This is a genomic window from Sphingomonas aerophila, from assembly GCF_014199305.1.
Lineage (GTDB): Bacteria > Pseudomonadota > Alphaproteobacteria > Sphingomonadales > Sphingomonadaceae > Sphingomonas > Sphingomonas aerophila.
In genome coordinates this window covers 22,798-44,951 of the sequence record NZ_JACIJK010000011.1, presented here as the reverse complement: position 1 = coordinate 44,951, position 22,154 = coordinate 22,798, and the positions used below count along the sequence as shown (strand labels likewise).

Sequence of the window (22,154 nt, the reverse complement as noted above, 5' to 3'; positions counted from 1 at the left end):
GTACACCACCCCAAGGGGGTTCCATGGATACGGTGCAGGAGGACGCGATCGCGCCCGCGATCCGTCAGGAGATCGACGTGCGGCTGACCGCGATCGAGGAGGAGCACGACGTGCGCCTGTTGCTGGCGGTCGAATCCGGTTCGCGCGCCTGGGGCTTCCCGTCGCCCGACAGCGACTATGATGTCCGCTTCGTCTACGTGCGGCGGCGCGACTGGTATCTGTCGCTCACGCCCGGTCGCGACGTGATCGAGACGCCGATCGAGGACGAGATCGACCTGAACGGCTGGGACATCCGCAAGGCTCTCGGGCTGCTGCTCAAGTCGAACGCGGTGGTCAGCGAGTGGATCGGTTCTCCGATCCGCTACCGGCCCGACCACGCGGTCGTGGCCCAGCTGGCGGGGCTGGCCGATGCGGTGCTCGATCCGCGTGCGCTGGCGCAACACTATGCCGGCCTCGGCCGCAACGCCGCAGATCGCTGGCTGGCGGGCGACGATGCCGTGCCAGTGAAGAAGTACTTCTACGCGCTGCGCCCGGCACTGGCGATCCGCTATCTGCGCGAGCGACCGGGCGAGCGCCCGCCGATGAACCTGCAGGCTTTGATCGCTGCTGTTGAGTTGCCGCAATCGCTCGCGACGCAGATCGATGATCTGGTCGAGGCCAAGCGGCGGACCAACGAGCGCGCGAACGGGACGCGGCTACCGGACCTCGATGCGCTCATCCGCGACGAGCTCGCGCGTGCAGCTGAGGTTCGGGCAACGACGCCCGACCCCCAGCTTCAGGCAGAGGCCGAAGGGCTGTTTCTGGAACTGGTGAACACATGATCACGATCGACGGATCGGAAGGCGAGGGCGGAGGACAGGTGGTGCGCAACGCGTGCGCGCTGTCGCTCGTCACGGGCGAGGCGGTGCGGATCACGGACGTCCGCGCGCGCCGGTCGAAGCCGGGGCTGATGCGCCAGCACGTAACCGCGATCGAGGCGGCGTGCGCGATCGGCGGGGGCGAGTGCGAGGGGCTGACGGTGGGCTCGTCCGAGGTTACCTTCCGGCCGGGGCGGGTCACGCCCGGCGAGTACCGGTTCGCGGTCGGCACCGCGGGCTCGACAGGGCTCGTGCTCCAGACGGTGCTGATGCCGCTGCTGCTGGCGGGCGCACCTTCGCGGCTTATGCTGGAGGGCGGCACGCACAACTTCGGTGCGCCGCCGTTCGACTTCATCGACCGCGTCTTCCTGCCCATCACCAACCGGATGGGGCCGCGGGTCGATGCAAAGCTGGTGCGCCATGGCTTCTACCCGCGCGGAGCCGGCCGGATCGAAGTGGAAATCGAGCCCGCGCCCCTACGGCAGATCGAGGGCTTGGCGCGAGGCGCGGCGCTGGGGGTGAGCGCGTGCGCTTTGTTCGCCGGGCTCCCGTTCTCCATCGCCGAGCGGGAGATCGCCGTCGTCCGTAAGGACCTCGGCTGGTCGGAGCGGGAGAGCTACGTCCGCGAGCTGCCCGAAGACCAAGGTCCCGGCAACATCCTGCTGCTCGAGGCCCGCTTCGAGCAGGCGACGGAGGTCGTTAGCGGCTTCGGCCGGCTCGGCGTGACGGCCGAGAGCCTTGCGCGTCAGGCGTGCGCGCGAATGCGCGGCTATCTCGCTTGCGACGCCTTTGCCGGGCCGTATCTCGCCGATCAGCTGCTGCTGCCGATGGCGGTCGCGGGCGGCGGCGCGTTCACGACTGTGAAGCCGAGCGAGCATGCCCGTACCGCAGCGGCGGTGATCGAGCGCTTCACGGGCAAGCGGACAAGCTTCGTGCAGCAAGAGGGAGGCGAGCACCTGGTTACGGTCGCCTGATTGCGACCGTAACGATTGTCTGCTATCGGCAGCGCCGTTCGCCCTTATGTTTGAACGCTCAAGGAGTGACTGCATTGCTGGACCTGACCGCATATCGCGGTGATCGGTCCGGTGACTGCCGACCCTTCGCGTAAGACGTCCCACGACGCAGCGGCTGGCCGGGACTCACCGGCGCCGCACCTCGACACAGAACTGACGAGACCAGGATGCGCGTGCTGCGGCCGCGCGTCCTCTACGATTGTGGGATCATCATGGACGAATATGCGATCGTCCGGAGCATGCTGCTCCGGGTGGCGGGCGGCGTGCCCGCGACGGCGCCGCTGGCCAAAGCGGTGCTGGAGTGGGCGCAGCCGCATGCCGAGTGGCTTGTGCCTGCCTGCGAAGACGAACTGACCTGGGATGCGTTGCTGACCCGGGTGGCGGAGCCGCGCGCGCCGACGGCCCGGCCGCAGGTGCTGGAACTGGCGGAGGCGCTGGCTGAGCTGCTGGCGCTGGCGCCGTTCGATGCCGCGCTGCTGCGGCTGATGGTCGCGTGCGACCGTCTCCCGCGCGTCGGCGCGCTCGGGCGATTGGCAAGCCGCCACGGGTATGACCTGCCGCTGCTGCTGGGCGAAATCGCCGGCGCGGTGCCGGAGGAGGCGGACCGAGCGGTCCGGCGCAGCGTGCCCGTGCGGCTTGACCTTTCGAGCTTCGTGGCCAACCGGCAGGGCGAGGTCGAGGTCAGCATCTGCTGGACGCTGGAGCGGCTGCTCGACCGCGCGCCGGTCGGCGGCGAGGCGATGCTCGACGCGCTCGTCGGTCAGCGCCAGCCGGCGACGCTGGCGCTGGCCGACTTCGCGCATGTCGCGAACGCCGACTTTCTCGTCCGCCTCCTTGCCGGCGCGCTCGCCGAGGGTGCGGCAGGCATCAACATCCTGATCCACGGGCCGCCCGGCACCGGCAAGACCGAGCTCGCCCGCACGCTCGCCGCGGCTGCCGGCGCCGCGCTTCATGCAGTCGGCGAGGCGGACGAGGACGGCGAGGAGCCGAACCGCTGGGAGCGGGTCGCGGCACTCGGCCTGGTGCAGCGCCTGCTCGCGGGCCGCAAGGGCGCGGTTCTGCTGTTCGACGAGATGGAGGACCTGATTGGCGACGCACGCCCCTCGGGCGGCGATTGGTTCGCCAAGCGCGAGGGCAGCAAAGTGTTCGTCAACCGGCTGCTCGAAGCGAACCCCGTGCCGGTGATCTGGACCACTAACGCGCTCGGCAACATCGACGGTGCCATCCTCCGGCGGATGAGCTTCGTCCTCGAGCTCGATCTGCCGTCGCGCCGCGCGGCGCAGGCGATGCTGGAGCGGGTCGCGGCGGACGAGCGGGTGACCCCGGGCGCGCAGTTCGGCACCCTGCTCGACGCCGCGCCCGAGACCGCGACGGTGCTCCGCGTCGCCGCGCGTGCGGGTCGGCTGGCGGGCGAGGCGGATGGCGGCACGCGGGCGGCGGAGGCACTTGTTCGCGCGCTCCGGGGCGGCGCGATGCCGGCGCCCGGTGCGCCTGCTTTCGACCTCGACCTGTTCGAGACAGATCTTGCGTTGGACCGCCTGATCGCAGGCATGGCCAACGCGGCTGACGTGTCGCTGCTCCTCACCGGCCCGCCCGGGACAGGCAAGACCGCCTTCGCACACCACCTCGCCCGCGCCGTCGATCGCCCGCTGCTCGTCAAGCGCGCGTCTGACCTGCTGTCCAAATGGGTCGGCGAGACCGAGGCGCAGATCGCCGACGCCTTCGCCGAGGCACGCCGGCGCGAGGCGGTGCTGCTGTTTGACGAGGCGGATTCGCTTCTATTCGACCGCACCACAGCGCGGACGAGCTGGGAGGTCGGGCAGGTCAACGAGCTGCTGACTTGGCTCGACCGCCACCCACTACCTGTGATTGCGGCGACCAACCACGAACACCGGCTCGATCCTGCAACGCTGCGTCGCTTCGTGTTCAAGCTGCGCCTCGCGCCACTCGGTCGGGAGCGGGCGGCGCGCGCGTTCGAGCGGTTCTTCGGGACATTAGCTCCGGCAGCGTTGGCGGAAGTCGACGGCCTCACCCCCGGCGACTTCGCTATAGTAGCCCGCCAGCTCCGCTTTGCGCCGGCTCGAGGTGCGGAGGATCTGGTAGGACGCTTGCGGCTTGAGGCGGCCGCGAAGCCATCCTCGTCGGTCAAGATCGGGTTTTAACCGATGATCCGGTGATCTCGAGGGTGTAGCTTGGGCGTGATTGCCGAGTCTGAACGAGTGTCTGGTGTCGGGTGCCGCTCCAACGCGTCTGGACGTCCGACTCTGGGTCTCTCGCGACCTCGATGTTGGCTGGGATCAGGCGCCAACATACATGGACCAGTTGGTTGCAGTTCGGTCAGCATGTTATGTGGTCGATCCAGCTTGGGAGAGTTGCATGCCCTCTGAGAAGATCACTGTTGCCACAACGGTACCGCTGCCAATCGAACGTGCCTGGCAGGTCTACACGGACCCAAGTGAAATCACCCAGTGGAACTTCGCCGTCGACGACTGGCACTGCCCAGCGGCGAGGACAGACCTTCGGGTCGGCGGCCTGCACCAAGCGCGGATGGAGGCAAAGGACGGGAGCTTCGGCTTTGACTTCGAGGGTACCTACACCGAGGTTGAGGCGCCTCGCGCTCTGACGCTTCTGCTGGGCGACGGTCGCCAGAGTCGGACGACGTTCCAGTCGTCGGGTACTGAAACGCTGGTCGAAACGACCTTTGACGCTGAGGCCGAGAACTCGATTGATATGCAGCGTGACGGATGGCAGGCAATCTTGTCAAATTACCGCAAGCGCGCGGAGCAGGTGGCGGCGAGCTGAGACTACCTGCGCTTTTCCGCGACCGGCCGCAAAACGTGGGTCTCAGGACCAGCATTACGAAGAGGTCCTGATCTACCGCGGCGGATGCTCCCGTTGCGCGATCTGATTATCTCTCGCCTTCAGTAGCGGACCGAAGAGCTGCCGAGATCATCGCAGCGAGTGCCTCTTCCGCCCGCTCGCGCGCGCCTGGCTCCTTCGACAATAGATCGTGCCGCATCCATTCCGGCGCCCGGTGAACAACGCCGGTGATGATCTCGTGCTGCTGACCCGTCATGGCGTCATCTCGCTCGGATCAGATCTTCACTGCAAGCGGTTCGAGCGAGGCGAGTGGCCGACGAGACGACATGAGAGTAGCCGCGCTCGCGCGTGTTCGCCTCGGCCACGTCGTTTCGTCTGTCGACCCGAGCGCTGGACGTACTGGCGGTCAGATGAGTCATCGCGTCTTAATTTGGGCGGATCACGCCTGGGCGGACGCGATGTACTCGTCCACGCGGCGCTCGAGCACGAGCAGCGGTAGAGGTCCGCCGAGCAGCAGGGCGTCGTGGAAGCGTCCCGGACTGAAGCGTGAGCCCAGGGCCGTCTTCGCCTTGTCGCGCAGCCGCAGGATGGTGACCTTGCCGACCATGTAGCTGCATGCCTGGCCGGGGCTCACCGCGTAGCGCTCGATCTCCTGGCCGGAAAGCGAGATCGGGTCGCCATCGATGCCTGACAACGTCTTTACCGCCTTCTCCCGGCTCCAGCGCTTCGAGTGGATGCCCGTGTCAACCACGAGGCGCCCCGAGCGAAGCAGCGCGTCGTGTATGTAGCCGAGCTCCCACGCGGGCTGGTCCTTGTAGAAGCCCATCTCGTCGGCGAGCTGCTCGGCGTATAAGGCCCAGCCTTCGACATAGGCCCCGAAGAACAGCATCTTGCGGTACATAGGAAGATCGGACTCGCGTTGCAGCGTGATCTGCAAATGATGTCCCGGGATGCCCTCGTGGAACGTCGTCGTCGGCATGTCCCAGAACGGCGCCTCCGCCGTGTCGCGCAGGTTGAGCCAGTAGATGCCCGCTCGCGTGCCGTCGAGACTGCCCTCGGTGTAGTGGGTCGACGCACCGGCCTCGGTCGCGGGGGAAATGCGGCGGATCTCCAGCGGCGTTCTGGGCAGGGTCGCGAATTGGGAGGGCAGCCTCTTCTGCATGGCCTGCACCAGCGCGTTCAGGTCGGCGATCTCCTTGGCCTTGCCCGCATCCGTGTTCGGGTAGAGGTACTTGGGATCCTTGAACAGGACGGCGTAGCGCTCGGCCACCGTACCCTGGCTCATGCCAAGCCGACGGAACAGCACGTCCGCCCGCGCGGAGAGCTCGCGCGTGACGTCGAGACCCATGCGGTGCACCTCGTCGGGCGAGAGGTCTGTGGTGGTCTGCGCCCGCAGACTGGCCGCGTAATATGCATCGCCGTCGGGCAGTCGCCAGACGCCGGCATCGTGCACGGCCTTTGGTCGCAGAGACGCGAGCAGCGCCATCTGACGGTCGAGCGCGGGCAGGAAGCGCTTCTCGTAGACCGCGACCGCCCGCGCCTGCCAGTCCCCCGAAATTCGCTTCGTGGCAGTCCGGGAGACGAGTGAGGTGACCAGGCTGGACTTGGCCGCGGGCTGGCGCAGCACCTTCATCTGGGCAAGCGCGCCGTCGATCGCGAAATCGGGCGGTACGACGCCGAGCGAGCCGTCGTGGCGGACGCGCTCGACCTCCTGGTCCATGAGACTAGCCAGGCCGTCCAGGCGCGCGAGGTAGGCCTCAGCGTCCGCACTTGTCTCGATCGTATGCTGGCTGTCGAGGAAGTCCGGCACGGAGGCGTAGGCGCCATTGAGCTGGCTTAGGACATATGGGCTGCCCGCGCCGGTGCCGCCGTAGCTGAAGCGCCGGTTGGCAGCGTCAGTCGCTGCGAGGTCGTATAGGGCAGCGTCATAGTCGAGCGCACGAGCCGGGCTGAGAGCGGTCCGGTCTATGGTGCGCAGGCGTGCCAACTGCGCTGTTGTTGTCGCCTTGCGCCGCGCCACGGCCGCGAGCGCCCCGTCGTCCAATCGGCTCTTGGCTGCGCTCCGAGCACCGACGTCCAAGCCTAGCGAGGTTACCGTTGTCGGGCTGTCATCGAGCGTTGCGGCCACGAAGGAGTCGAGCGCAGCCGTTAGCGCTGCATCCGCACTGCCGGCAGCGGCGCTCAGCCGGGCAGGAAGCGTTAAAACAGCACCGGAGCTCACGATGAATGCACGACGGTTCAGCAAGTTGGTTCTCCGGTCCGAGCCGCACCGTACCGAGCCGTTCGGTCGGGGCAAGCGAGCGCCATCCAACATGGCCGGCAGCTTGCGGCCAAGCTACAGTGTTCCGGGTCTCTCAGCCCGGCGCTGGCTCTCGCGGACGCTATAGGATGGCAGCCTGGGATGGCCTATCGGTTCGGCAAGACTCTCTTAGACGTGCTCGTCTGGTGAGGACTTTCTCGCCTTAACATCGTTGGCCAGCGCTGGCGGCGGCGCCTGGGTCCTGAACGCGCCCGCGTTGTTGCGGGTGCCATCCGAAACGATGAACGAGTGACCGCGATCGGGAAACGACTGATTGCACCTGAGTGACCGACATTGGGTCTGTGTTAGCCGGTCGGCGAGTCTGACTGCCTCTCGAACGCAGGCGCAAGTGGCTTGGTTGTTTCGCCCGTCCACCGCATGAGTTGCAGCGAGGCGCTCTGGAAGCCCTTGGCTCCGGTATTCGACGCAATGTAGTAGCGGCCGTCACCGAGCGGCTGGAACCCAACATTCGCCCTCTGCATCCAGCCTTTCACGCCGGTCTTCGGATCCCGCATGCCACCGCCCGCGAGCGGCAGGAAGAGACCTCGCTCAAGGCCGCTCCCGCTCGGATCGGCCACCCCGGTCAGTACACCCATCTTGGGAGTTGCTTGCGCGTCCACAGCGAAGAGCAGGTAATTGGGCCAGTTCGGCTTGTGGCCCTGATACACTCCCAGGAACCAACGACGCAGCGTCGTGTCGTAGGACAGGTTCTGCACGCCAAAGCGGGTGTTCCCAGTGCGAACGAAGTACTTGCCGTGCGGGTTTGCGGGCCCGCTTCGATGTGGCGCCGCTTCCAGCAGTGGCCTTGCGTAGCGGCCCCAGTCGGACACATCATACTGGAGCAGGACCTGGTTGTCGTTGTCGGTACGCTGGTCGTTCCCATAGATGCCGTAAGCCACCGTGAGATACTGCTTGCCGCCGACACGCCCGAACTCCGGCCCGAAGGCCACTCCGTCGATACCTGAGCAGCCGTACCGGTGGTCCGGCGAGCTCGGATCGTACTCCACCTTGCCATCCTGGTCGAGATCGGCGGAATAATCCTTGGCGACTTCGGGCAGGTAGACCGTCCGGAAGAGATCTGCGCGGCGGGCGTCCATGCCAACACTGTTCAGCCGGGCGACGTCAATAACCGCAACGTAGAAGCCGTCGGTCCGCTTGTACTCGAGCGACCCGTAGACCTTTCCGTCGGCAGGGTTGAAGTCGAGGTCGCCCAGATGCCCCGACCAGCCGAGCAGGGTCCCAACCAGCCGGCCATCGAAGTCGACCTTCACCAGCAGGTTGGTGAAGGAGTAGTAGATGAAGCCGCCACGCTGGTCGACTGCAATACCTTGGACGTGACCTGAATCCCACGGACCGCTGACCTGCCGAACTGGTACGCTGCGCATCGGCTTCGCGCCGTAAACTGTGCCGAATGCGCCCGGCGCTGCCAGCGCGATTGCGACGATGCCTAGGCGGATCAACAAGCCACGCCCTTGTGACCGGTGCGCAAGCGTTGTCACGCGGCGAAGGCCTTGCGCTTCGCCTGCACGGTCATGCGGTGATTGCCGGACAGCTTGTCGTCGCGCATCGCAATCGTGCGCAGGAACCGCCACTCGCCCGTGACGCTGGCTGGCCTGACGTCCATCATCATGTAGCCGCGCTGGCTGGTGTCGGCCCATTTCAGCTCGGGATTGGCACCGACGAACCCGCGAGCGACCACCTTCGGATCTGCAGCGCAGCTGCCCTCCATGCCGCCGGACGTGACACTGTGGCCTGCGAACTCGACCCCTGCGCGATTGCCACCCTCAGACAGTTCGTAAGCCCAGGCGTTGTGGCTGTCGCCGGAAAGCATGACCAGGTCAGCATCCGCCTTCTGCGCTGCTCGCAGAAGCCGCGAACGAGCCGCCGGGTAGCCGTCCCAGCGGTCCATCCACATCGGCACGCCCTGCTTTGCAGCTCGTATATCGTTGCGGAAGCTCTTCACCTTGTTGGCGCTGAGATCGGGTCTCAGCCAGTCCAGCGCGTCCGAGGGCATCACTGTACGGCCGAGGATCGTGCCCATGCCGAGGAGCTGCCAGCTGGTCGACTTCGCGTTGGCTGCAAACGAGTGCGCCAGCCAGCTCTCCTGCGCCGAGCCGAGCATGGTCGCCGATGGATCCTGCCAGGCGCCATCGCGAAATGCGCGTAAGGCGGCATCTGGATCCGCGGCACGGAAGGTGGCGTCGATGTCCGCCTGCCTGGTGCGCGCCAGCAGACGAGACTCGGTCCGGTACAGCGTGGCGAGCGTTCCGATCGTGTAGGCCTTCCATGGCTCGTCAGAGACGGGCATCCACTCGCGGTATGCCTGGATCGCAGCAGCGCGACGGACGGACCAGTCACCCTCTGCCGCAGGCTGATGGTTCTGGGCGCCGCCTTCCCAGCTGTCGTTGGCTGACTCGTGATCATCCCAGAACGCCACCATCGGCGCGGCCTGGTGGAGCCGCTGAAGGTCGGGGTCTGCGCGATAGCATGCGTAGCGCATCCGGTAATCGGCGAGGGCCAGGATCTCGCCCGCGGGCTCTAGCGCCCGGCCGGCCATCAGTTGTCCGTAGTCGGCGCCATATTCGTAGAAGTAGTCGCCGACATGCATCCAGAGGTCCAGGTCTGTCTGCACCGCCGCATGCGCATAGGCATTGAACCAGCCAGCGGGCAGATTGGAGCAGGAGAACACGGCAAGGCCGAAGCGGCTCACCGGCCCGACCGGCAGGGTCTTCGTGCGGCCGACCGGCGATCTGCTCCCGTCCGGGGCGACGAACCGATACCAGTAGGTCGTCCCAGGCTGCAGCCCATCTACGGTCAGCTTGGCGGTCCAGTCCCGGTAGGGTCCGGTGCGCACGCTGCCGCCCGCGATGACGCGGGTGAAGTCGCGATCCAGCGCCAGCTCTGCATCGAGCCGCACCGCACCGGTGGCAGCACTCGGCACGAAGCGCGTCCACAACAGCATGGAGTCCGGACCTGGCTCACCGCTCGCTACAGCGTGGGTGAAGCCGGTTGCCCCAAGAAGGTCCGCAGAAAGCGCGTGCCCGGGCGCCAGGGCGAGAGCGCCGAGCCCCAACGCTGCGCCGGTTACCAGGCTGCGGCGGTCGATGGTCAACATGAACGGTACTCCTGAAGGGGAGGCATGGTGAGCAAGGTCAGAAGACCGCGCGGATGCTGGCATTCCACAAGGAGCCGTAGATGCTGTACTGCTGCACCCGGCTCTTCACGTTCGAGTAGATGATGTCCGGCGCGTTGAAGATGTTGCGGCCGGCTACGACCAGGTCGACGTTGCGGGCGAGCTTGTAACTGGCGCTCAGGTTCCACAGCGTGCGGGCGTCGTGGTAGAGGACGCCGTTGTTGGCCGTCGTCGGCGTGTTGCTGAGCGCGCTGGTCCTGAAGGTAGACTGGTAGTTGCCCGTCAGCTGGATGTCGGCTGGACCATAGCTGTAGCGAATGCCCCAGTTCGCCGAGTCCTTCGGCAGGTTCACACGGACGCCGTCCGGGTCGACTTTGGTGTAGGACGCGCGCAGCCCGAAGCCCTTCAAGGCTCCCGGCAGGAAGGTCAGCTGCTGGTCATACTCGACGGTCAGGCCGTTGTTGGTGCTGACGCCGGGGGCGTTCTGGGCGCTGCGGAAGATGTAGCCCGCGTAATCGTCCGGATTGTAGCCGACGGCCGTCGCATCGACGGTGATGCCGGTTACTTGCATGTCCTTCACGTCGAGCTTGAAGCCGGACATGGCGATGATCCCTGACGGCTCGAGATAGTATTGCAGGCTTGCGTAGAATTTGACCGAGTGCTCGGGCTTGAGCTGCGGGTTGGGCACTGAGACGATCAGCGTGTCGTCATTGACCGAGACGACGCCACCGAGGTTGGCGTAGTCAGGCCGCAGGATCGACTGGCTGAACGCTATCTGTCCGACCAGCTTCCGGGTGATGTCGTATTTGACCCCGCCGCTCAGGAACCAGTCGTCGTAGCCGCCGCGCCGCGTCGAATAAGAACCGTCATTGTACTGGTAGAGCAGCCCCGGCACGGTGCTCACGCTCAGCCCCGCGGCGATGACATCCTTCACCGGTCGGATGTCCGCCACCTTGGCAGCCGTCCGGGTCGCTTCGTAGCGCAGCCCGATGTCGAACTTGGCGGGACCGACGCGGGTTTGAGCCTCGATATAGGCTGACCTCACATCCTCCTGGATGCGCTTGTCGTTGTCCAACTGACGCTTGAGATTTCCGACGGTGTCGGGGACGAAGTACTCGGGATGCGCCGCGTAGATGTCGTACACACCGTAGTTGCTGTCGGCACGCCAGTTCTGGGCGTTCAGGTTGCCAGCGTCGAAGCCGATGATGCCGAATTTGTAGTTCTCGGTTGCCGGGATGACGGCCTGAGGCGCCTTCTGCGTCAGGTCACCGGTTGAGCCGACATACTGGAATTGCTGGTAGGATCCTTCATTCGTGCGCCAGTCATTTTTGCGGACTCCAGCGCCGGCCAGCACCGAAACCTCCGCGGTGTCGATCGAGAAGCGCCGTTTCAGGTCGGCGGAGACGCCGTACATCTTGTCGCTGGCGTCTGACTCCGCCGTGCGGACATTGTTGCCGATGTCGTCGTCGCGATTGTAGCTGGCCGGGTCGCCCCATGGCCGCCCCGCTGTCTGCGTCAGCGTCCAGGCCCGCGAACTCTCCGATGGCCTGTCCAGCGTGAAGCCGATGCGGGTCAGCCAACTGTCGTCTCGCTGGAAGAAGCCCTTGCTGTTGTCGCGGAAGTTGAACTCCGAGCTGGAGTAGCTGCCGCGCAACGTCGCCTCCCAATCGTCGCCCCGGTATTCGAGCTTGGGAGCAATGAGATAGGCGGGGGTGCCTGCATGGCGGTGTGAGTATTGCGTCGAGAGCCGGGTGTTGGTCCCGTTCGGATTGACGACGATGTGGGTCGGTGTGGACGCGGCCGTGGTCTGCGACGTGGTCGTCGTCCCGAAGATCAGATAGGTATACTGGTTGTAGTATTCGACGTCGTAAAAGGAGTAGTTGCTGCGGAGAGACAAAGCCAGATCGTCGGTGATCTTGTAGTCTGCAGCGAAGTTGACGGCGTCGCGATGAGTCGTCTTCGGGCCTGGCCTGAACATGACTTGGTAGGGGATGATCCGACCACTGGCGAGATACGACCAGTCGATCTGCTCGCGGTCCTGCTGAACGTAATTGGCATAGTGGCTGGCATTCACCGCGACGCCCAGGCGTCCACCGAAGAAGACGTCGGCGTAGCTCAGCTGCGCGGATGGAAAGATGCGCGTGTGCTTGCGGTCGTCGGGCAGGTAGATGCGCGAGAAGCCCGAGTCTGAGGTGCCAACGCCCCCGAGCTGAAGCGAGACTCGCCGACCCCTCCGTTCGAAGGCGTATTTGCTTCGCAGGTTGATGTTGCCGCCGGGTGAGTCGGCGTCCATCGCCGCAGTGAGCGTGTTGTTGAGTTCGATCGACTCGACGCCTGTGATGGACATCTGTTCGAACGAGTTCTGGCGGCCCGCATTGTTGTTCGAGGTTGCCGTGGCCAGGCGCGCGCCATCGACCGAAAAGGTCGAGTATTTCGGGTCGAGCCCGCCGATCCGCACTGCCGTCGCATCGACCTCGGTGTAGTCGAGCGACAAGCCCGGCATGTTCTTCAGGAACTCGCCGACGTCGCCCATCGTCTGGAAGCCATAGTTGTCGGCGGACACCACCGTCTTGGCATTCACCGACGCCCGGCGCTCTTCGATGGCCGCGGCCTGACCGCCGCGCCGGGCAGTGACCGTGACGATTTGCCCTTCATCTTCTGACGTAGCCAGGACCGCCGATGCGAGCTCGAAGTCTTGGGTGACCGTGTTGCCTGCGGTGACTTGTACGCTGGCGCGGCTTTCGCGAAGCCCTGTGTACCGGACGATGATCTCGGCAGTACCAGCCGGCACGCCTGTCAGCCGGAACCGGCCATCGCCTTCCGAGCGGACGGCCATCGTCGTGCCAGCGATGCTGACTTCCGCGTTGCGAAGGTAGTCACCGCTGACCGTGTTCAGAATGCGACCCTGCACCGCACCGCGACCGTCCATCTGGCTGGGATCGACGGGCATGGTGCCGCCAACGGATGATTGCTGCGGTAGGGCCGGCGCTGCGGTACCAGCGTCGGACGGTGAAGGCTGGCTTTGCGCAGCGGCCGGCGTCGAGACAGCCAGAGCTAGCTGCGCAGTTGAAGACAGCCACATGACGGCGCGGCAACCAGTTGTGTTGTTCATGACCCCCCGGACGGCAGGCCGGTCCCCAAGTGCGGGCCTGCTCTGGCCCGGCGAGTAAGTGTGGCATGCGTCGATCCGACGACGATTGAGTTACGGATGAATGACAGCGATGCTGTCTCAGGCCTTCCTGAAACGGTAGCGCCGTTTCCTGAACGAATGTCCGGTTCTGGACTGGCGGCGCATGTCGCTGAACGGCGACTTCTGGGTCTTGACCCAGTTGCTCCTACCGTCTTCCTTCGCGCTGCCAGCGCACGGGCGAAAGGAATGGTAACGTCGCGAGGGTTGCGCCACATCAGCTTCATCCCGTAGCCAGCTGAGGCGAGGCGACCACCCTATGGAGGGTAAAACGTGAAGACGCGCTTCTTATCACTTCTGCTCGGACTTGCAGCGACGCCGGGCCTGGCAGGTCCGGTCGTGACGGTTGCACAGGGCAAGGTAGAGGGAAGCTCGACCGCAGGTGTGTCGGTGTTCAAGGCCGTTCCTTATGCGGCACCTCCGATCGGCAAGCTGCGTTGGAAGCCGCCCACGCAGGCTTTGAGTTGGGCCGGCGTGCGGCAAGGGACCGCGTTCGGTGCGGTTTGCTCCCAAGCTCCGGTTGATTGGGCAGGACACGATCTTGATCGCACGAGCGAGGACTGCCTGACGCTCAACATCTGGACGCCCCAAGTCTCAGACGGGGCAAGGCTGCCGGTTTTGGTGTGGTTCCACGGCGGGGGTTATACGGGCGGCGCTGGTTCTCAGAGAACCTACGAGGGCAGCAACCTTGCCCGTCGCGGCGCTGTGATCGTCACGGTCAACTACCGGCTCGGTGTCCTTGGCTACATGGCGCATCCGGCATTGAGCAAAGAGGCGCCTCTGGGCACTTCAGGCAATTATGGCCTCCTGGACCAGATTGCGGCCCTTGAATGGGTTCGCGCCAACATTGCTCGGTTCGGCGGCAATCCGGCCAATGTCGCTGTTGCGGGCCAGTCGGCCGGAGGCGGATCGGCCATGTTGGTGACCGTGTCGCCGCTTGCACGTGGCTTGTTTCAGAAGGCGATTTTCGAGAGCGGCGCAGCGCTCGACCTGCCCGGCACAGCTCAAGGGAGTAGCTTCAAGCGGGCCGAATTAGCGGGCGGCGCCTTTGCGAAGAGATTGGGCGCGACTACGCTCGATAAGCTGCGTGGTTTGCCAGTCTCAGCCCTGATCGCGCCCGGCGCGCCTCGCGCAATCACCAGCCCGGTGCAGGACGGCAGGGTAGTTCCTCTCGACATTACGGCGGCTTATCAGGGCCGGCACGATGCTGGGGTCCCGGTCCTACTCGGTTGGAACAGCAACGAAGCTGCCCGGTTCGTCACCCACGCCACGCTGGCCACTTACGCCGCCTCGGCAAGTGCAGATTACGGCCTGCTGGCGCCGGATTTGCTGCGGCTCTATCCTGCGGGTGACGATGCTACTGCGACGCGTGCCGCGCAGAACCTGATGAGCGACGCGGGGTTCGGCTGGCGGAGCTGGAGTATCGCGCAAGCGCGAAGTTCTGGGAAGCCCGCCTCGGTGTTCCTCTACCAGTTCGACAACCCGCCGCCTGGACCAGACGGGTCGCGAGCCGACGGCGCCGTGCACTCCGATGAGCTCGACTATGTATGGGGCAATGCGGATGCGAAAGACCGCTGGTCCGCGGCCGACATTCTGCTGAGCGATACTATGCAGCGTTATTGGGTCAACTTCTTGCGAACGGGCGATCCGAACGGACCCGGCCTGCCGCTGTGGGCTCCCTATCGAGCGAGCGAGACAGCTCTCTGGTTGCGTCGGAACGAGCTCCGGAACGAAGCGCCTCTTCGAGAGGAGAAGCTCAGAAATATTGACGAGCTAAGTCGCAGGGCTAAGGCCGGTGCCGCTCGTTCAAGGCAGATGGGAGCCGCAAGGAGATAATCGACTAAGGACCGCCGCCGGAGCGTGGGGCAACCGTCAACCGGTTTAGGGGAGTGCAGTCGGACTTGTGAATGGCCGCTTGTGGGTAGAAGTCCTAGCGTGCGGCTTAGCGCAGATGGCGCGACAAGAACGCCCACATGGCTTCATTGTCGACGACCGACCAGCTGTGCTGACCGCCGCGTGTCACACGTGCCGCAACAGTCGCGCCGCCCTGGCAGCCTACATAGCCTTGCTCGTATACCGTCGCGCTCAGGTTGCGAGCATAGGGTGCGGAGCAGCGGTTCAACACTGCCCAGCGCTGCAGGGCGATGGCCTGTCCATATTGCCAGTAGGACGCGCCGCCTCCGGAGATGGGGTTGGTCGTGTCAGCATCGCCGGCGAAGGTTAGGATCGGCAGCGGCACCCGAGGGCGACACGTCATGGGATCGGCTTGTGTTCGATCGGAGGCGAGCGGGCGTCCAGCACGCAGCCCGACAACCGGCGCGATCGCGGCGAAACGCCGTGTCTCGACGCAACCGAGCCAGGAGGCCATCCGTCCACCGCCCGACAAGCCGGTCACGTACACGCGCTTGGCCTCGACGCAGCCCGTTGCGACAAGCCGGTCAACTAGGCCCGCCAGATAAGCCACATCGTCCCGTGCGTCATTTCGCGGCAAAGAGCCCGTGACAGTTGGCACGCCGGGGATGTTCCAGACAAAGCCGCGACCTGCCGGGATACCGCCGTCAGGCGCTACGACGACGAAGCCGTGCCGATCTGCCGTGTCTGCAAGATGGCTGTCTCGCAGCATTTCCGCTCCATTGCCTGTGCTGCCGTGGAGCAGGATCACAAGCGGCAGGGACTGAGTTACGTGCGCCGCAGGAAGGTGAACCAGCGCCCGTTCGGGTTGGGCGTCAATGTCACCCAGGCGGCACTCGGCACGAGCAACCCTAGCAGAAAAGCAGAGGCTGAGGACAATCAAAAGGCGTGTAAGCAGCATTATTCTGATCCACGAGGCTTGCCGTTAGCGCCTGAACGCGTTGCAATGCCGATCAGCGAGTGTCTAGGGTTGGAAGGCTGGCGAGACGTTCTCGGCGGCGGCCTGTGGGTCGTCGCCGCAACTACCGCGGTACGTGAGCAACGCCTCTCAAGACTGTCGGCTATGACGGAGCCGATCCGGGAATCATGCGAATCGCTTGTACCACCGCGTAACGGGCGTCGATGCTCCAGAGCGGGCGATGTGGTCGCGTTTGAAAGCCGCGATGACACGTCGAGATGGTCGATACCTATGTTACAGCCCCGGACCATGACTTGTCGTTTGCAAATAGGCTGGCTCATGCGCCTGGCCTTTGTCGTCGCATTCCTGCTCTCGGCCGGTGAGGCCGCGGGTGTGCCGGCGCGCTCGCCCGAATACGAAGCGGTCCAGGCCCGGTTGCAGCGCGGCTGGAACAGCTGGGACACGAACACAGTCGCCGGGCAAGTGCTGCTACCTTACGGCCTCGCGATCCGGCTGGGGGTGAAGAAGGAGAGCGCGGAGAACACGAACGCCTTTCTCGGCACCGCGCTGATCGGGCGCAGGGCCGCGGGCGACGAGATGGTATATCCGGGCCCGCACAGCTATGATGGGTCCTATACGGAATTCCGACTGACGTGGCGCGGCATCGCGCTGCGGCTTGAGACGGCGCATGTCGGGACCGACCTGGTGATGCTGGTCACGCCATTGTCCAGGCCAGCGCCTTCCCCGACCGCTCTGGGCGCGGCAGCGAGCCGGGTGAAAACGACTTTCCGGTCCGAGGAGGAAGCGACCAGCCAGGCACCCGTCGCGGTCCTGTCGGCGGGCATGGTCTGGAACAGGCCGGGCAGTGTCGCGCACGAGGGTAGGAACATCGTCGCGCGCCTGCCGGGCGACATCATCACGATCCACCCCGCCGGGCCCTTGATTGCCGACGCGCAGGTGCCGCTGACCGGCCCGTACTTCGCCTTTCGGCTTGATCGGCCTGCCGGGATCAGCACTGGCCAGGCCCGAAGCGTTGCCGAGATTACCGCGATCGTCGACAGAGCCCGGGCCGGATTTGCCGCTCGCGCGACTGCGGCTGGAACAGCAGGGGAGGTGCGCGCCGCGATTGAGACGGTGCTCGGCTGGGACAGCATCTACGATCCGGTCGGCGGGCGGGTGCTGTCTCCTGTCAGCCGGATCTGGAATCAGAACTGGGGTGGCTATGTCGTTTTCGATTGGGATACCTTCTTTGCTGCCACCATGGCTTCGCTCGGCAGTCGTGACTTGGCCTACGCCAACGCGCTGGAGGTGCTGAACGAGGCGACGCCGGCAGGCTTCGTCCCGAACTTCGCGCGCAGCGGTGGCTGGAAGAGCTGGGATCGGTCCGAGCCGCCCGTCGGCGCGGTCACGATCCTCGGACTGTATCGCCGGTTTCACGACCGTTGGCTGTTGGTGGACAGCTACGACCGGCTGATGAGATGGAACCGGTGGTGGCCCGCGAACCGGAGTGTCGGCGACTACCTCGTGTGGGGCAGCGACGCAGGCCAGGGTCCGATCAATCCGGACGACCTCAGCGTCGGCACTCTGCAGGGCGCAAAGTATGAGTCCGGCCTCGATAACAGCCCGATGTACGATGGCGCGGGCTTTGACGGTCGGCTGATGCAGCTTGCCGACGTCGGCCTGTTGAGCCTCTACATCGCTGACTGCGACGCGCTGGCCAACATCGCCGTCGAGCTCGGCCGACCTCAGGATGCCCCCGAGTTGCGCGCCCGCGCCGCTCGCTTCCGACGTGGTCTGGCCACGCTGTGGGACCCGGCTTCACACATCTATAGGAACAAGGACTTGCGGACCGGCCGGCTAAGCGAGCACCTGTCGCCTACTAATTTCTACCCGCTGCTCGCTCGTGCCCCGTCGCCGCTCGCAGCCGATCAGATGATCCGCGAGCATCTCCTCAACCCGGCCGAGTTCTGGGGTGATCGCGTCGTGCCCGCGATCGCCCGCAGCGACCCGGCGTTCAAGGACCAGGATTACTGGCGGGGACGCATATGGGGCCCCATGAACTACCTGCTGTGGCAGGGCCTTGGTGCCTACGACACGGCCCTGGCGCGATCGGCTCGGCGGCAACTTGGCGAGCGGTCGCTGGCGCTCTTCATGGAGGAATGGCGCGCCAAGGGGCACGTGCACGAAAACTACAGCGCCGTGTTGCCGGACAGCGACACCGTCACGACCAGTGATCGCTTCTACCATTGGGGCGCGTTGCTCGGCTTCATCGCGCCGGGCGTCGCCGAGACGCCGGCGCGGTAGTTCGCCTCCGCGTGCTGTCGGTCAGCGCACGCCAATTCCTAGTCGTGGGCAGCGGCCGAGCCAGCTCACGCGACAACCGATGCCCGAAATGAACGAACGGCTGGTTGCGGGAAGCTGCTGGGCGGCGCTTAATGGCGAATATCGGCTCATGAGAACTCGAGTGGCCGAGGTGACGCGGCACGGCGTACGCTAGGAGGTCATGCGCCGCGCCAAAGTATTCCTCAGGTGAGCGCCCCACCGTCTATGTTGAGAATGGCGCCGGTGATCTGCCGGGCAGCGGGGGTCGCGAGAAAGGCCACAGCTGCGGCAACATCCTCGGGCTGACCAAAACGGCCAAGCGGGATGAGGCTCCGCTGAAAGTCGGCAAACTCGCCGTCCTCAGGGTTCATCTCAGTGTTCGTCGAGCCCGGCTGGACGAGATTCACGGTGATGTCTCGCGGGCCCAGTTCCTGCGCGAGGCCGCGCGTGAAGGACTGGAGTGCCGACTTCGTCATGTAGTAGACGGTGCCCGACGCTCCCACGATCCGGTCCGCGCCGCCTGAGCCGATGTTGATGATACGGGCGCCTGCCTGGAGATGCGGGATCGCGGCCTTGGTCGCGAGCACGGGCCCGCGCACGTTTACTGCTAACAGGGCGTCAATATCCTCGACGGTGAATTCGGCGATGCTGTTGTAGCGGGCGATCGCGGCATTATTGACGAGGATGTCGAGGCCGCCAAGTGCATTGGCCGCTCCGTCTACCGACCGCTGGATCGCCGCCGGGTCGGCGCTGTCTGCGTGGATCGCCACGCCCTTGCGACCCTTCTGCTTTATGGCCGCGATCACCTCGGTGGCACGTTCGGCCGATCGCTCATAGGTGAGCGCCACATCCGCCCCCTTGTCGGCCAACGCGATCGCAATGGCCGCGCCGATGCCCCGCGAGCCGCCGGTGACGAGCGCCCGCTTGCCGTTCAGTTCCTGCACTGTCGAATCCTTTCTGTGTCGACTGATACAGAACAGATGTGCGCTTTGCAGACGCTCGTCAATGGATTATGTAGCGATTGATGCAGAATCCGGAGTCAAGCGGCGAGGGGTGTGGAACGGTTCGCCGCGGCCGACCGCGCGCGTTTGATCGCGAGAAGGCATTAGCCGCTGCGATGCATCTGTTCTGGCGCAAAGGATATTCCGCGACATCGATCTCCGATCTGACCGCGGCGATGGGGATCGGCTCGCCGAGCCTCTATGCGGCTTTCGGCTCGAAGGAGGCGCTCTACGCCGAAGCACTCGAGCATTATGGCCGCATGCATGAAGCGACGGCTTGGGGCGGCTTCTTAGCGGCGGCGACCGCTCGGGATGCAGTCGAGGCGTTTCTCCGCGATACGGCGGCAGGGCTCAGCGAGGCTGCGAACGGTTGCATGGTGACCTTGTCCGCGGTCGGGGCTGAGGGGCACGAGGAGCTAGGCGCGCTTGTTACCTCGGCGCGCAACGCCACGCTCATTCGACTGGAGGAGCGGATAGAACAGGCGAAAGCTGCCGGCGAGATTGATCGGTTGGTGGATACCCACCGCCTCGCTCGCTTCGTACAGACCGTGCAGAACGGCATGTCGCTGATCGCACGCGATGGAGCAGAACTCGGCGAGCTGATCGCTGTTGTCGATATGGCCATGCTGGCCTGGGACGCCCAACTGCGTGAGCCGCCGCACGTTTAGCTCACTTGCGATCGTCCGCTGCGCTCTGAACCAGTAGCATTCTGCCCCGATCGGCCGGCTGAACGAACGACCGGTCTCGGGAAGCGCTTCCGGTGAATCGGGCGTCCGCGTTTGGGTCGTGTCGGACGAACGCGGGCGACCTATCGGTGATTCACCCGACGGCGCTTCCAATCTAGGCAGGGCGACGCGCTGAACCCGGGCGCAGTGCTCAGATCACCCGCGAGGACGCCATCGCGCGGGGTCTTGCAGGCTGGAAAGTACTTCGCAGGCAGCGAGCGCGTCGAACCTGTCGACGCGGTCCGCGGGTGGTCGCCATGAGTCAGGACGGCCCGTGCCTCGCGGCAAATCCTGGAGGCTTTCGCCTCCTGGATCGTGACGCCCGTCAACTCGCGTAGCGCGTGCGCTGTGCATGGAGGCGTAAGGGCGTCATTGCGACTTCCAGTTGAGCGTTCAGCTCTACTACCGATTTTGGCAGCGATCAATCGCGAGCACGACGAGGACACCCGGGGCGCTGAGAGCGACCAGCATGATCGTGAGGACACGCGTCGTTACGGCAGGGTCGGTCGGATCGGGCGAAGCAAAACGCCGGTCCCGGTCGTAGTAGTCAATCTTCCACATGACCCGTTCGCCGGCGATCTTCAGCACGCCGAGGTCATGTTCGTCGTAGGGGTCATTATGGACGTCGAAGCTGTCGAAACTGCGTACCCCGTCGAGAACGGCCATGATCCGCTCTTCGCCGAGGTTCTGAATGCCGGAGGTGAGGCAGATGATGCCGGCGCGTGCAAAGCGGCGTAGGCCGTCGTTAAGCTCGCGTAGGCGAGCCTCGCGGCTGACGTGAGGCGATGTGGTGGGGACGCGCGAAAGCCGTCGGCGAGCCGTCATGGTCGCTTCTCCTGATGTTTGACGATGTGAGAAAAGGGTAAGGGCTAGATCAGGCGGACCAGCTTGCGCTGGGCGTCACGGTCGCCCTCGATGTAGCGCTGGGTCGTGCTGAGGTCGCGGTGGCCGACCAACTCCTGGATGTCGCGGAGTGAGCCGCCGGTCTTGGGCAGGATGCGGGCAGAGCGAGTGATGAACGTACGGCGGCCTGAGTGGGACGAGCAGCCCGCCATCCCAAGGTCAGCGTACAGCCTGCCGAACCAGTTCACGATGCTCCCTGCGGTCATGTGGCCGCCACGCTCTGAGCCGATGACGGGCCCGTCGGTGGGGTTCTCGCAACTCTATCGCAAGCCTCGTAGCGCCTGCTTCAGCTCAGGGTGGATAGGCACCCGGCGCGGGTGGCCGTTCTTAGCAATGTAACCCGATATATGGAGTAGCTGGTCGATGCGGCCGTCAGGCCGGAGCAGCATCTCCCATCGAAGCCCAGCGATCTCACAGGCACGAAGGCCTGCCTTGAAGCTGAGCAGGATAGCCACGCGATTGCGGTCCGGGTACCGCAGCAGTGAGGCGTGCCGCAGCATGCGGCGCACGTCTCCTTCTGCCAGCACCCGTGCAGGGTTTGACATCTTCGTCTCCAGCTATGTTGAGGAACAGCTAGCTTGTAGCCGTCTTATAACAATAACACACTTAGCGTCGTATGTCAAAGATGAGTAAGTGCTCGCTCAAAACCTGGCAGGGTCGGGACGCGCTTGTTTCGCCCGGATCACCGAGCTGAGCCCAACAGCCGATGGTCGAGAGCAGTGAGCAGAATTCGTGCTTTTGAGTAGGAATGCGGGCCCCGCCAGAGCGGTCGCCGTCCGTAGCGATCAACTGATTGAGCTTAGTGGCCAGCTCGGAGAAGCGCCAAAACTAACGTATTCTGGGCGGGAAGCGGAACGGCCGCTTTCGCGCGGCAATCGTGGTGAGCGACCGTTCGTTCAGGCAGCTAGACGGGAACCACAAGCCGGGTTCTGGTGGGCAGCAGAAGGGCAGCTTTCGGCAAGGCATCCCGCATCCCAGAAGTCGGCTCGTCCATCGGCAGCGCTAAGCTGACCGGTCTTGCCCTACGCAGTTTGCGCTGGCAGCTTGCGACCGCCCGGACGAACCCTGTCCGGCGGCAGCGCATT

16 protein-coding genes and 1 pseudogene are annotated in these 22,154 nt (G+C 65.1%); 7 read left to right on the top strand and 10 right to left on the bottom strand.

Annotated elements, in window-relative coordinates; all coding sequences use genetic code 11:
* Positions 1-23 precede the first annotated feature (23 nt).
* From FHS94_RS16200 to FHS94_RS16185, 4 genes are all read left to right on the top strand, one after another.
* The gene (locus FHS94_RS16200) at positions 24-821 is read left to right on the top strand and encodes a nucleotidyltransferase domain-containing protein (RefSeq protein WP_184059797.1); all 798 of its coding nucleotides are present in this window, start codon (positions 24-26) and stop codon (positions 819-821) included.
* Positions 818-1,831 carry an RNA 3'-terminal phosphate cyclase gene (gene rtcA, locus FHS94_RS16195; RefSeq protein WP_184059795.1) on the top strand — a complete coding sequence of 338 codons (1,014 nt, stop codon included), beginning with the start codon at positions 818-820 and terminating at the stop codon, positions 1,829-1,831. The genes FHS94_RS16200 and rtcA overlap by 4 nt, the downstream gene beginning before the upstream one ends.
* A 206-nt stretch (positions 1,832-2,037) precedes the next feature.
* The gene (locus FHS94_RS16190; RefSeq protein ID WP_246348674.1) at positions 2,038-4,032 is read left to right on the top strand and encodes an AAA family ATPase; all 1,995 of its coding nucleotides are present in this window, start codon (positions 2,038-2,040) and stop codon (positions 4,030-4,032) included.
* A gap of 214 nt (positions 4,033-4,246) precedes the next feature.
* A complete protein-coding gene (locus FHS94_RS16185) occupies positions 4,247-4,672 on the top strand; it encodes an SRPBCC domain-containing protein (RefSeq protein WP_184059793.1) in 426 nt (141 codons plus the stop codon).
* Positions 4,673-4,778: 106 nt separating this feature from the next.
* On the opposite strand, the gene FHS94_RS19195 is transcribed toward FHS94_RS16185, so the two are convergent.
* The 5 genes from FHS94_RS19195 to FHS94_RS16165 all read right to left on the bottom strand — a co-directional run bounded on the left by FHS94_RS19195 (position 4,779) and on the right by FHS94_RS16165 (position 13,072).
* Entirely contained in the window at positions 4,779-4,946 is a 168-nt protein-coding gene (locus tag FHS94_RS19195) for a hypothetical protein (protein ID WP_221234825.1), read from the bottom strand.
* Positions 4,947-5,129: 183 nt separating this feature from the next.
* Positions 5,130-6,911: a DUF885 domain-containing protein gene (locus FHS94_RS16180; protein WP_425506195.1), complete on the bottom strand. Its 1,782-nt coding sequence runs from the start codon at positions 6,909-6,911 to the stop codon at positions 5,130-5,132.
* Positions 6,912-7,294: 383 nt separating this feature from the next.
* Positions 7,295-8,488 (bottom strand): hypothetical protein, encoded by a 1,194-nt coding sequence (locus tag FHS94_RS16175; protein ID WP_221234823.1) that lies wholly within the window; start codon positions 8,486-8,488, stop codon positions 7,295-7,297.
* The gene (locus tag FHS94_RS16170) at positions 8,485-10,104 is read right to left on the bottom strand and encodes an alkaline phosphatase D family protein (RefSeq protein WP_184059789.1); all 1,620 of its coding nucleotides are present in this window, start codon (positions 10,102-10,104) and stop codon (positions 8,485-8,487) included. The genes FHS94_RS16175 and FHS94_RS16170 overlap by 4 nt, the downstream gene beginning before the upstream one ends.
* Positions 10,105-10,141: 37 nt before the next feature.
* Complete coding sequence (locus FHS94_RS16165) at positions 10,142-13,072, bottom strand: carboxypeptidase regulatory-like domain-containing protein (RefSeq protein WP_246348671.1); 2,931 nt, start codon at positions 13,070-13,072, stop codon at positions 10,142-10,144.
* 510 nt (positions 13,073-13,582) lie between these two features.
* Here FHS94_RS16165 and FHS94_RS16160 point away from each other — a divergent pair.
* Positions 13,583-15,145, top strand: coding sequence for a carboxylesterase family protein (locus FHS94_RS16160; RefSeq protein ID WP_184059785.1), 1,563 nt, complete (start codon positions 13,583-13,585; stop codon positions 15,143-15,145).
* 106 nt (positions 15,146-15,251) lie between these two features.
* Here FHS94_RS16160 and FHS94_RS16155 read toward each other — a convergent pair whose 3' ends face one another.
* A complete protein-coding gene (locus FHS94_RS16155; protein WP_184059783.1) occupies positions 15,252-16,121 on the bottom strand; it encodes a CE1 family esterase in 870 nt (289 codons plus the stop codon).
* Positions 16,122-16,457: 336 nt separating this feature from the next.
* Between FHS94_RS16155 and FHS94_RS16150 the strand changes: the two genes are divergently transcribed.
* The gene (locus FHS94_RS16150) at positions 16,458-18,422 is read left to right on the top strand and encodes an MGH1-like glycoside hydrolase domain-containing protein (protein WP_184059781.1); all 1,965 of its coding nucleotides are present in this window, start codon (positions 16,458-16,460) and stop codon (positions 18,420-18,422) included.
* 221 nt (positions 18,423-18,643) lie between these two features.
* On the opposite strand, the gene FHS94_RS16145 is transcribed toward FHS94_RS16150, so the two are convergent.
* A complete protein-coding gene (locus tag FHS94_RS16145) occupies positions 18,644-19,384 on the bottom strand; it encodes an SDR family oxidoreductase (protein WP_184059779.1) in 741 nt (246 codons plus the stop codon).
* A gap of 80 nt (positions 19,385-19,464) precedes the next feature.
* On the opposite strand from FHS94_RS16145, the gene FHS94_RS16140 reads away from it, so the two are divergent.
* Positions 19,465-20,109 carry a TetR/AcrR family transcriptional regulator gene (locus FHS94_RS16140; RefSeq protein ID WP_184059777.1) on the top strand — a complete coding sequence of 215 codons (645 nt, stop codon included), beginning with the start codon at positions 19,465-19,467 and terminating at the stop codon, positions 20,107-20,109.
* A 459-nt stretch (positions 20,110-20,568) separates the two neighbouring features.
* Here the strand turns inward: FHS94_RS16140 and FHS94_RS16135 are convergent, their stop codons facing one another.
* The 3 genes and pseudogenes from FHS94_RS16135 to FHS94_RS16125 all read right to left on the bottom strand — a co-directional run bounded on the left by FHS94_RS16135 (position 20,569) and on the right by FHS94_RS16125 (position 21,614).
* Entirely contained in the window at positions 20,569-20,991 is a 423-nt protein-coding gene (locus FHS94_RS16135; protein ID WP_184059775.1) for a DUF3768 domain-containing protein, read from the bottom strand.
* Between the two features lie 44 nt (positions 20,992-21,035).
* A pseudogene (locus tag FHS94_RS16130) lies at positions 21,036-21,302 on the bottom strand (tyrosine-type recombinase/integrase); the annotation flags it as partial.
* A 27-nt stretch (positions 21,303-21,329) separates the two neighbouring features.
* On the bottom strand, positions 21,330-21,614 hold the full coding sequence (locus tag FHS94_RS16125) for a site-specific integrase (protein ID WP_184059771.1): 285 nt from the start codon (positions 21,612-21,614) through the stop codon (positions 21,330-21,332).
* Between the last annotated feature and the right edge of the window lie 540 nt (positions 21,615-22,154).

Coding starts and splice junctions, on each gene's coding strand:
- FHS94_RS16200 (WP_184059797.1), top strand. CDS start 24: ATGGATACGGTGCAGGAGGACGCGATCGCGCCCGCGATCCGTCAGGAG.
- rtcA (WP_184059795.1), top strand. CDS start 818: ATGATCACGATCGACGGATCGGAAGGCGAGGGCGGAGGACAGGTGGTG.
- FHS94_RS16190 (WP_246348674.1), top strand. CDS start 2,038: ATGCGCGTGCTGCGGCCGCGCGTCCTCTACGATTGTGGGATCATCATG.
- FHS94_RS16185 (WP_184059793.1), top strand. CDS start 4,247: ATGCCCTCTGAGAAGATCACTGTTGCCACAACGGTACCGCTGCCAATC.
- FHS94_RS19195 (WP_221234825.1), bottom strand. CDS start 4,946: ATGACGGGTCAGCAGCACGAGATCATCACCGGCGTTGTTCACCGGGCG.
- FHS94_RS16170 (WP_184059789.1), bottom strand. CDS start 10,104: ATGTTGACCATCGACCGCCGCAGCCTGGTAACCGGCGCAGCGTTGGGG.
- FHS94_RS16165 (WP_246348671.1), bottom strand. CDS start 13,072: ATGCCCGTCGATCCCAGCCAGATGGACGGTCGCGGTGCGGTGCAGGGT.
- FHS94_RS16155 (WP_184059783.1), bottom strand. CDS start 16,121: ATGCTGCTTACACGCCTTTTGATTGTCCTCAGCCTCTGCTTTTCTGCT.
- FHS94_RS16150 (WP_184059781.1), top strand. CDS start 16,458: ATGCGCCTGGCCTTTGTCGTCGCATTCCTGCTCTCGGCCGGTGAGGCC.
- FHS94_RS16140 (WP_184059777.1), top strand. CDS start 19,465: ATGCAGAATCCGGAGTCAAGCGGCGAGGGGTGTGGAACGGTTCGCCGC.
- FHS94_RS16135 (WP_184059775.1), bottom strand. CDS start 20,991: ATGACGGCTCGCCGACGGCTTTCGCGCGTCCCCACCACATCGCCTCAC.
- FHS94_RS16125 (WP_184059771.1), bottom strand. CDS start 21,614: ATGTCAAACCCTGCACGGGTGCTGGCAGAAGGAGACGTGCGCCGCATG.